10 protein-coding genes and 1 pseudogene are annotated in these 10104 nt (G+C 43.0%); 1 reads left to right on the top strand and 10 read right to left on the bottom strand.

Annotated elements, in window-relative coordinates:
* Positions 1 to 26 precede the first annotated feature (26 nt).
* The 7 genes and pseudogenes from E1160_RS02545 to E1160_RS02515 all read right to left on the bottom strand — a co-directional run bounded on the left by E1160_RS02545 (position 27) and on the right by E1160_RS02515 (position 6886).
* Entirely contained in the window at positions 27 to 563 is a 537-nt protein-coding gene (locus E1160_RS02545) for a hypothetical protein (RefSeq protein WP_155153424.1), read from the bottom strand.
* A gap of 129 nt (positions 564 to 692) precedes the next feature.
* On the bottom strand, positions 693 to 1388 hold the full coding sequence (phoB, locus tag E1160_RS02540) for a phosphate regulon transcriptional regulator PhoB (protein WP_155153423.1): 696 nt from the start codon (positions 1386 to 1388) through the stop codon (positions 693 to 695).
* Between the two features lie 52 nt (positions 1389 to 1440).
* Positions 1441 to 2154, bottom strand: coding sequence for a phosphate signaling complex protein PhoU (phoU, locus tag E1160_RS02535; protein ID WP_155153422.1), 714 nt, complete (start codon positions 2152 to 2154; stop codon positions 1441 to 1443).
* Between the two features lie 28 nt (positions 2155 to 2182).
* Complete coding sequence (pstB, locus tag E1160_RS02530) at positions 2183 to 2986, bottom strand: phosphate ABC transporter ATP-binding protein PstB (protein ID WP_328597110.1); 804 nt, start codon at positions 2984 to 2986, stop codon at positions 2183 to 2185.
* A gap of 65 nt (positions 2987 to 3051) precedes the next feature.
* A complete protein-coding gene (gene pstA, locus E1160_RS02525) occupies positions 3052 to 4362 on the bottom strand; it encodes a phosphate ABC transporter permease PstA (RefSeq protein WP_155153420.1) in 1311 nt (436 codons plus the stop codon).
* Positions 4355 to 5732: pseudogene (gene pstC / locus E1160_RS02520) on the bottom strand (phosphate ABC transporter permease subunit PstC). The gene pstA and the pseudogene pstC overlap by 8 nt, the downstream one beginning before the upstream one ends.
* 116 nt (positions 5733 to 5848) lie before the next feature.
* Positions 5849 to 6886, bottom strand: a complete 1038-nt coding sequence (locus tag E1160_RS02515; RefSeq protein ID WP_407923884.1) for a PstS family phosphate ABC transporter substrate-binding protein — start codon at positions 6884 to 6886, stop codon at positions 5849 to 5851.
* 382 nt (positions 6887 to 7268) lie between these two features.
* On the opposite strand from E1160_RS02515, the gene E1160_RS02510 reads away from it, so the two are divergent.
* A complete protein-coding gene (locus E1160_RS02510) occupies positions 7269 to 8831 on the top strand; it encodes a M23 family metallopeptidase (protein ID WP_155153418.1) in 1563 nt (520 codons plus the stop codon).
* 7 nt (positions 8832 to 8838) lie between these two features.
* Here E1160_RS02510 and E1160_RS02505 read toward each other — a convergent pair whose 3' ends face one another.
* Genes E1160_RS02505 through E1160_RS02495 form a run of 3 tightly spaced genes read right to left on the bottom strand, consistent with a single transcriptional unit; the run spans position 8839 to position 10048 of the window.
* Positions 8839 to 9273, bottom strand: a complete 435-nt coding sequence (locus E1160_RS02505; protein WP_155153417.1) for a group III truncated hemoglobin — start codon at positions 9271 to 9273, stop codon at positions 8839 to 8841.
* A 10-nt stretch (positions 9274 to 9283) separates the two neighbouring features.
* Positions 9284 to 9721, bottom strand: coding sequence for an Rrf2 family transcriptional regulator (locus E1160_RS02500; RefSeq protein ID WP_155153416.1), 438 nt, complete (start codon positions 9719 to 9721; stop codon positions 9284 to 9286).
* A gap of 12 nt (positions 9722 to 9733) precedes the next feature.
* Positions 9734 to 10048: a hypothetical protein gene (locus tag E1160_RS02495; RefSeq protein WP_155153415.1), complete on the bottom strand. Its 315-nt coding sequence runs from the start codon at positions 10046 to 10048 to the stop codon at positions 9734 to 9736.
* Between the last annotated feature and the right edge of the window lie 56 nt (positions 10049 to 10104).

The raw sequence follows: 10104 nt of genomic DNA, 5'->3' as shown, positions 1-10104 counted from the left end.
ATCCTTTAGGTCATCGGTTTCCAAATTTATTTCTTATCTTTTTCCGCTTGGATTTTTGCAAGAGTCGCTTCAAGACGATCTAGTATTGCCGCCTCTTCTGCGGTTTCCTCCGCGGATTTATCTTCATACGGAAAATCTGTTTCGGAATAGAAGGGCCAGCGGAAAGCGTAGGTTTCTGGTTCATCTATTTCTAACGTGCCCATGGCATATTGTTGCAACATATCTTCAGCGATAATAGCAATAAAACCAGCGGCTATTTCTTGACCTACGCCCGTTGGATTAACCAGAAACTGACTTGAATGCATTAAACGGGCATGATGATCTTCATGTTCGTGAAGATAACGTGCCAGATGTGTGGTATAGGCCTGTTCCGGCACCGTCTTGGTTAATTCTTTTGGGGCGGTATCAATGGCTTGTGACAGGATAATATAGGCAAGGTTTTCGCGATGTTGAAACGCTTTTAAAGTTTCCACATTGTTGATCACGCGGTCGAAATAAAGGCGCATATCATCACTAAGCGCGCCTAGTTTCTTGGTAACAATTGTCAAATATGGTGAAGACAAGTCTAAAACCTTTGTGAGTTATCCTTATGACAAAGCAGGATAATCACGCTTTGGCGAGTTTTCCAGATAAAAACAGGAGGTAAATGAAAATTTACCTCCTGCCTTTGATTTTTAACTGTAAACTTAGTCTTAAACTTTGCTATCATCCAAAGAATAACCTGCGGAACGCACAGTACGGATCAGGTCCGGCAATCCACCGTCATTCAGGTTTTTACGAAGACGACGAATATGAACATCAACCGTACGTGTTTCCACATAGACATCACGCCCCCAAACCATATCCAGTAACTGTTCACGGGAATAAACACGACCTGGATTTTCCATGAAGTGACGTAGTAATTTGAACTCGGTTGGGCCTAATTTGATTTCTGTGTCATCGCGATAAACACGTAAGGAAACCAAATCCATCAATAAGCCACCCACGCTTAAGTTATCTGCGGCAAGAGATGGGCGTGCCCGACGAAGAACGGCTTGAATACGTGCTTGCAATTCACTTGGGGAGAAAGGTTTCACCATATAATCATCTGCACCTGATTCAAGGCCCCGTACCGTATCGGATTCTTCGCCACGCGCTGTTAACATGATGATTGGCAAATTCTTATGATCTGGATTACGACGCAAGCGGCGGCAAATTTCTACCCCTGATACATGCGGAAGCATCCAATCCACTAATAGAAGGTCTGGTTGTTCTTCTTCCACCATAATGAGGCCTTCCTCACCATCCATCGCAGCTGTTACCTCATAACCGGATTTCTCCAAATTATATTTTAACAAAGTTACTACTGCGGCTTCATCTTCGATGATTAGAATTTTGCCTTGGCTCATAGTCGTTATCCGTCTTTTGTCTTAGTCTTCTGAATGGATTAAAAGGTTTATTTTAATCCAGTGATTCATATTTGGAAGCATCTGCCTTAGGACGATCTGCCAATGATTCACCTGTTTTTGTGAAATAAATTGATTCTGCAATATTTGTTGCCAAATCACCAACGCGCTCGATGTTCTTTGCAACAAACATCAGATGAGATGCCGCTGTGATATTACGTGGATCTTCCATCATGTAGGTTAAGATTTCACGGAACAGGCTGGTATAGTGAGCATCAATATCTTCATCTTTTTCCCATACCTGCATCGCTTTTTCCTCGTCTCCCGCAAGGAAGGCGTCGAAAATATCGCGAAGCTGTGTTTGCACGGATTGACCCATACGTACCACACTTTTCATGACTGGCATGGCAGGGAATTGGCTCATCACCAATGTACGTTTACCAATATTTTTTGCATAATCACCGATGCGTTCGATATCAGAAGCTGCTTTCATAGCCGAAATAATGAAACGCAAATCATCTGCCATTGGTTGGCGTAGGGCAATTAAACGGATCGCAGCGGCATCAACATCTGATTCTAGTTGATCGATTTCTTTGTCGCGTTGTTTTACTTTTAAGGCCAACTCTTCATCGCGGGAATCTACCGCTTTCAAAGAATTTGCAAATTGGGTTTCCACCAAACCAGACATTTGGCTGATTAGGCGATACAACTCATCCAAATCCTGGTCATAAGCTGTAACAATATGGTCTGAACCGACTGTCGTATTCATTTACTTTAATCCTATGTTAAAATGCAGCTTAACCAAAGCGGCCTGTGATATACCCTTGGGTACGTTCGTCTTCAGGGTTGGTAAAGATTTGATCTGTTTCACCCATTTCAACCAGATGACCCAGATGGAAGAAGGCAGTACGTTGTGAAACACGTGCGGCCTGCTGCATGGAATGGGTTACGATGGCGATGGTGAAGTTTTCGCGCAATTCATGAATAAGTTCTTCAATCTTGGCTGTTGCAATTGGATCAAGCGCGGAACATGGCTCATCCATCAAGATCACTTCTGGGCGAACGGCGATGGCGCGTGCGATACATAGACGTTGTTGTTGACCACCTGAAAGGCCTGTCCCCGGTGCATCAAGGCGGTCTTTTACTTCATCCCAGATGGATGCTTTACGCAAAGATGTTTCAACAATTTCTTCAAGATCGGTTTTGTTATCCACCAAACCGTGGATTTTTGGACCGTATGCTACATTGTCGAAGATGGATTTCGGAAATGGGTTTGGCTTTTGGAAAACCATTCCGACACGGGCGCGAAGGTGAACGGGATCGACTGACCTTTCATAGATATCTTCGCCATCCACGGTGATTTTACCTTCGATGCGACAGATATCTACTGTGTCATTCATACGATTTAAGCAGCGTAAGAAAGTGGATTTGCCGCAGCCAGATGGCCCGATAAGCGCAGTCACCTCACGGTCATAGATGTCGATGTTGACATCAAATAACGCTTGTTTCTCACCATAGAATACTTTTACGTCTTTTCCCTGCATTTTGATCGCACGATCTGCTGGGTAATTAACGACTTCGGATTGCTCTAGATTTTTCATGTTAATTCCTGACATTTTTGATGTCACTTTCTAAAAAACTGGCTCAATTATACACTGGTTTTGACTTACCAACGACGTTCAAATTTCTTGCGAAGTAAAACAGCTGCAAGGTTCATGAAGATTAAGAAACCTAACAAGACCATGATCGCTGCACTTGTGCGTTCTACAAAGGCACGTTCTGGACTATCCGCCCAAAGATAAATCTGTACCGGTAACGCCGTTGCAGGATCGGTTGGGCCTCCTGGAATATCTGCGATAAAGGCAACCATCCCGATCATTAACAACGGAGCTGTTTCACCTAGAGCCTGCGCCATACCGATGATTGTCCCTGTTAGCATGCCTGGCATTGCCAGTGGTAATACATGATGAGTTACAACTTGTAGACGGCTAGCCCCCATCCCAAGAGCAGCTTCACGAATTGACGGTGGAACAGCTTTCAGTGCGGCGCGGGAAGCAATGATAATGGTTGGTAATGTCATTAGCGTCAAAACCATACCACCAACGATTGGTGCAGAACGCGGTAAGTTGAACCAGTTCAAGAAGAGGGCAAGACCTAACAAACCAAAGACAATAGAAGGTACCGCAGCAAGGTTATTAATGTTAACCTCAATCAAGTCAGTCCATTTATTTTTTGGGGCGAATTCTTCCAAATAAATCGCAGCAGCAACACCGATTGGGAAAGAAAGAAGCAAGGTGACCATTAATGTCCAGAAAGACCCGATCGCCGCACCCCAGATACCAGCTTGTTCAGGTTCGCGACTATCTGCGTTGCTGAAGAAGCGTGTATTGAATGCTGATTTCAAATCGCCTTTTTCAACTAAAGTATCTACCAAACCGATGCTGAAGTTAGATAGACGGCGATCTGATTCTGGTAAACTGCGGTCTATATAACCTTTGTTTAACATATCTACATCGTCAGATGCTGCCATCCAGAATGATACGGTGGTGCCAATCAAATCTGGATTTTCAACAACCATATTTTGCAATTCGTATTTTGCGCCTGACGATATGATCTTATAGAGCTCTTTTTTATCTTTACGGCTTGTCACATCTGGAAAAACTTCACGCAAAGAAGCGCGGAGCATTTTGTTAAAGCTTGCTTGACGGATATCCGCATATTCACCAGAGGCAAATTCACCTTCGTCAATATGAACATCCAGACGTATTTCTGTTTGCCAAAATGCAGAATAACCTTGGGTTATAATGCTACCAAACAGAATTACCAGAAAGGTTAAGGCTAAGCCAATGGCACCGATGCCATACATGCGAAATCGTTTTTCGGCTGCATGACGTTTTGCCAAAGTTGCTGCGACACGTTCGGAACTCGCCGTGGTCACAGACTTGGGAGGAACAGCATTTGGTGTTGTATCAGTCATATTGCTCACGATATTTGCGTACGACGCGCAGCGCCACGATGTTTAAAATAAGGGTGATAAAGAACAGCATTAACCCAAGGGCAAAAGCGGCTAAGGTTTTAGGGCTGTCGAATTCTTGGTCACCGACTAACAAAGTCACAATTTGTACGGTTACGGTTGTTACCGCAGCAAAGGGATTGGCAGTAAGGTTTGCAGCAAGACCGGCGGCCATCACTACAATCATGGTTTCACCAATGGCACGACTTGCGGCCAAAAGAAGCGAGCCTACAATACCCGGTAATGCTGCAGGTAGGATAACACTTTTAATCGTTTCGGAACGCGTTGCCCCTAAACCATATGATCCTTCGCGCAATGAGTTTGGTACCGCAGAAATCACATCATCAGACAGGGAAGATACGAAAGGAATAATCCATAATTCCCATCACCAAACCCGCTGCTAAAGCACTTTCACTGGAAATGCCGATACCAAGATTTGCCCCTGTGTCACGTAAGAATGGCGCAACGGTCAAGGCGGCAAAGAAGCCATAAACAACTGTGGGGATACCTGCGAGGATTTCCAAAAGTGGTTTTACTACGGACCGCACTTTGGAAGAGGCATATTCAGACATATAAATTGCTGAAAACAATCCAATCGGGGCGGCAACGACCATTGCAATAAAACTGATAAGAAGTGTACCGGCAAATACTGGAATAGCACCAAAACTACCACTGGACCCTACTTGGTCAGCACGTAAAGCTGTTTGTGGGCTCCATTCCAGACCAAAGAGAAACTCATAAAATGGTACTTTAGCAAAGAAGCGGCTCGCCTCAACGATCAAAGACAAAACAATACCGACGGTGGTTAAGATCGCAATGCAAGAACTTGTGATTAACAAGATCATTACGATACGTTCAACAGCTTGACGTGCACGGAAATCTGGGTTGATTTTTCCATGGGCAACTTTTAATGCGATGACTGCAATTGCGAGAACCAATACAAGTGCAGCTAATTGGCTGGTGCCTTTTAGGCTTTTATAGGCTTCAACAGCTGTCACAATTTCTGGTGCGGCTTGGGAAATATTACCGCGACCTGCAACTAGATTTAGGATGTCATTATAAATAAGACCGATCTGATTAGCTTCTAAATTTGGAGATGCTGTAACGATTGGATCTAAGACAATGTTTTTGATGATAGAAGGTTCAAAAAGTGTCCAGCCAGCCCATAGAAGAAAAGCAGGGATTGCTGCATACATCACGGCATATACACCGTAATAACCCGGCAAAGAGTGAATCTTTGTTTCACCTGCCAGTTTTTTGACACGTTTTTTGCCGCTGCTGAAGGCGAAGACAAAGATCACCACCAACAAAACTGCTAAAATTGTACTTGTCATTTAAAACCGCCGAAATATCAAAAATGATAAAATAAAAAATTGGTGGGAAAGAAAGGGCGGGCTCTACAGTATCTGTAGGGCCCGCCAACATTTCTTAACCGATCATGTAAGCTGAATTACATGGATAAGTTTGTTAGGCCCATTGCTGCCGCTTTGTAAGCTTCACGCTCTTCAGTTGGCATTGGGATCAAACCGCGGTCTGTTAGGTAACCTTCGTCACCCCAAGCATCGTCAGATGTGAATTCTGTCAAATATTCTTGCACACCTGGGATTACACCTACATGTGCTTTTTTCACATAGAAGTATAGGGAACGGGATACGCCGTATTTACCATCTGCGATATTCTCAAATGTTGGCTCGTTACCACCAACTTTAGAACCTTGGATTTTGTCAGAGTTTTGATCCAAGAAAGAGAAACCGAAGATACCGAATGCATTCGGGTTAGCTTCTAGTTTTTGAACGATCAAGTTGTCGTTTTCACCAGCTTCTACAAATGCACCATCTTCACGGATTGAATGTGCAACTGCTTTGAATGCTTTTTTGTCGGATTTACGAAGAGCTTTAAGAACGTCAATTTTCTTCGCGCCACCTTCCATTGCTAATTCAACGAATGCATCACGTGTACCAGAGGTTGGAGGGGGACCCAACACTTCGATTTTTGTGTTTGGCAAAGATGCGTCGATATCGGACCATTTCATGTAAGGGTTAGCAACATAGCCACCGTTACCATCTGGGATTTCTTTCGCCAAAGCCAAGAAAATTTGTTTCTTTGTCAAAGACAATTGTGGAGCAGATTTTGCGTTACCGATAACGATACCGTCGTAACCTACTTTAACTTCTACGATGTCTGTAATGCCATTATCGGCACATTTTTTAACTTCGGAAGATTTAATACGACGAGAAGCGTTTGTGATGTCTGGATGTTGAACGCCGATACCTGCGCAGAACAATTTCAAGCCACCGCCGGAACCTGTGGATTCAACAACTGGTGTTTTGAAGTCTGTGGATTTACCGAAGTTTTCTGCAACTGCTGTTGCAAATGGGAATACTGTAGAAGAACCAACAATGTGGATTTGGTCGCGTGCTTCAGCAACGCCAGAAACAGCAACAAAGCCAAGAGCAGCAGCTGCAACAGATTTCATCAAAGATTTCATAATCATTATCCTGAATTTTGGAGTGGTTCGTCGCGGTAAAATGTAGGATGCGTTGAACCGGTTTCAAACTTTCACATGAATCCAGAATTTTAGACCCCTGGAAGAACATGTGGGTGATTTTTTATCGTTTATCTGCGACTCTTTTATTGAATAAATGTTACAGTTTGATGAAACGCTGTTACAAAAGTGAAAAAAATCCTTAATATGAAGTTTGAGGTAAGGGTTCGTCTTATTCTCGCCATATTATGTCGTATAAAAATATCTAACTTCTTCTGAATAATTTGGGGGATGGACTGCCCTTGCGAGCCAGTCTATAACCTGATTAATCAGATTTATTGTCATATTTCCGGCATTTGAACTTCTAGATAAAGAATAAAAGATAATGAAAAGTAAGATTGTTAATTTTTGGAAAAAACGCCTAGGACAAGGCGGTCGCTCCATCCAGTTGAATGATCCTTTTCAAGATCTTGACGAAGAAATGCAGGAAAGTTTCCCGGAATTAGGTGAAACGACGCATGGTCAAGAAAAACAAAAAGGTGTTAAGGGAATAAAACGTTTTAAACCCTTTGCTGGAAAATCTCATAAAAACCCACTTGCCACTGCGAATGTAGATAAGGCACGCCTGATTGGTGCAGCTGCTTTTGGAAGTGCTATTGGAATGTTTATCCTAGCAGGGCTTGGTGTTTGGACGGATATTTGGGAAGGGAAAGTTGAAGAAGTTGCAATTCCGGAAGTTGAGATTGTCCAGCCGGCTCCAGTTGTAGAAGTGATTGAGGAGGGGCCACTAGAAGCCGTGGATACGGTTATTCTTGGGGAGATAAAATCAGGCGATACTTTAGCAAATATTATGGTTGCGGCCGGTGCCAGCCAGCGTGATACGCATCTTGCGACGAGAAGTTTTAATAAGGTTTTTTCTGTTCGGAAGTTACGCCCAGGTCAAAAAACATCGATTCGTTTGATCGAAGGAGATGAAGGACCGATTCTTGAAGAATTTACATTGGAGCCGGATCAAAAGCGCAAGGTAATTTCCACAAGGCAAACAGACGGTAGTTTTGAAACTGTTGTAGAAGAAGTGCCTCTTAGTATGACCTTAAAGGTTAGCAATGGTGTTATCGATAGCAGTTTATATGTTGCTGCGACGACAGCTGGCATTCCTTCACGTGTATTGGCGGATTTAATAAATATCTTCAGTTTTGACGTGGACTTCCAGCGTGAGATACAAAAAGGGGATAGTTTTGCCCTTATGTATGAATCTTTACAAGATGAAGCCGGACGTGAAATCGAAACAGGTAAAATTTTGGTGGCTGAGATGACACTGAGCGGTGATCATCATAAATACTACCGTTTTAAACCAAAAAATGAATTTGCGGATTACTATACCTCAAAAGGGCAATCAGTTCGTAAGGCATTGTTAAGAACACCGATTGATGGCGCGCGCATTTCGTCTGGTTTTGGCAATCGTAAGCATCCTGTTTTAGGATATACAAAATTACATAAAGGGACTGATTTTGCTGCTCCGCGTGGGACACCAATTTATGCAGCAGGCGATGGTGTGATTGAGATCGCTGGTTGGAACGGTAGTTTTGGCAAATATGTGCGTATTCGACATAATGGCACTTATAAGACAGCTTATGCGCATATGCATAATATTGCCAAAGGAATTAGCAATGGTAAGCGCGTAAGGCAGCGACAAGTGATTGGATATGTGGGGACAACAGGCCGATCGACAGGAAATCATCTTCACTTTGAAGTGCATAAAAATGGTCGTGCGGTGAATCCACTTTCTGTTAAATTACCAACAGGTAAGAAGTTGAACAAACAACAGCTTAAGTCATTCAATATTGCTAAAGCCGAGTTGGATAAGATGTATGACGCCGAGAAAGCTGCGCAAATTGAACCGTTTCAGTCGTCGGAAACTGTTCAAGAAGCGTCCGTAGTTCAATGAATGAAATTTAGGCAGCAGATTGTGGTTGGGGAATGTAGCCTTCGGGTAATTTGTCATCAAACATCGTATAGTGGAGGCTTTTAGCAATCATTTCAGCCTTCTTCTTAAACTTATCAGCCGCATTTGAGGCAAAGATTTCGTCACAGCTTTCAAACCATAGGCTGAGCCAGCGTTGGAAGAACTCTGATTCTGCTTCATGTGCGAAACGGCTATGAACCATATGTGGGCTCCCTTTATATTGTCCTGTACCATTCATGACAGATGCCCAAAAGCGATACATGGTTAATAAGTGATCGCCCCATTGATCGAGTGTGTCGCCTATATGACGTTTGAAAAGTGGCCCTACTAATTCATCTTCTAAGATTTTCCCATAGAAATGATCTACCAGAATCTTAATGGTTTGGTCGTTGATTTCTTTGTGATCCATGAATGTTGCAGTCATCTTCATATCCTTAAGCTGCGTCAGTAAACAAAAGACGACCAAGTTCGCTTTTGCGTTTGGTAATATCTTCTAAGCTATATTCATCTAAAATGTTGAAAAAAGCGTTTGCGGCGCGTGTTAGGGCAGATTTCAATATACAACCGCTTTCAATTTTACAGGCGGAGTTATCTCCCATACATTCAACGACACATAATGGGCCTTCCATAGCACGGGCAACAGCGCCAATATTGATTTCAGAAGCTGGGTGCGCTAGGCGTAAACCACCACCTTTTCCACGAATCGTCTCAACAAATCCTGTTTGACCGAGTTTCTGGATAACCTTCATTAAATGATTTTTGGACAGCTTGTAACAATCCGAAATTTCCTGAACTGTACAAAGTTCATCAGGTCGCATCGCAAGATAAATCAGGGCACGGTAAGCATAATCTGTAAACTGGGTAAGGCGCATCTTGTCTCTTTTTTATTCCGCAGCAACCAGAGTTTCAGGTTGAAACAGCGGATCATTTAATTTGGTTTGTTCTTGCATTAACTTACGATAGTGCAATTTGTAACTGGTTATGCCTATGACTGCCATTGTGATTGGGACGGTTAAGGCCATGACCGCGAAAACAACACCTTCAATCATGTTTCCTGTTAACCATGTAGGTTGATAAAAACCTCCATAGGAAAATGCCAAAATCACATGAAAGATAGATGCCATCCATCCATTTCGGATAGCGCGCTGGCTGGCCTGATTGGCAGGGCTTCCAATTTCTGTGCTTGTGAATATAGACATGTTTTATCTCCATAACAAGTATTTATTATGCATCTTATATAAGGTGAAAGAATGTT

Source organism: Curvivirga aplysinae, from assembly GCF_009711445.1.
GTDB lineage: Bacteria > Pseudomonadota > Alphaproteobacteria > UBA8366 > Aestuariispiraceae > Curvivirga > Curvivirga aplysinae.
This window is presented reverse-complemented; position numbering and strand designations above follow the sequence as displayed.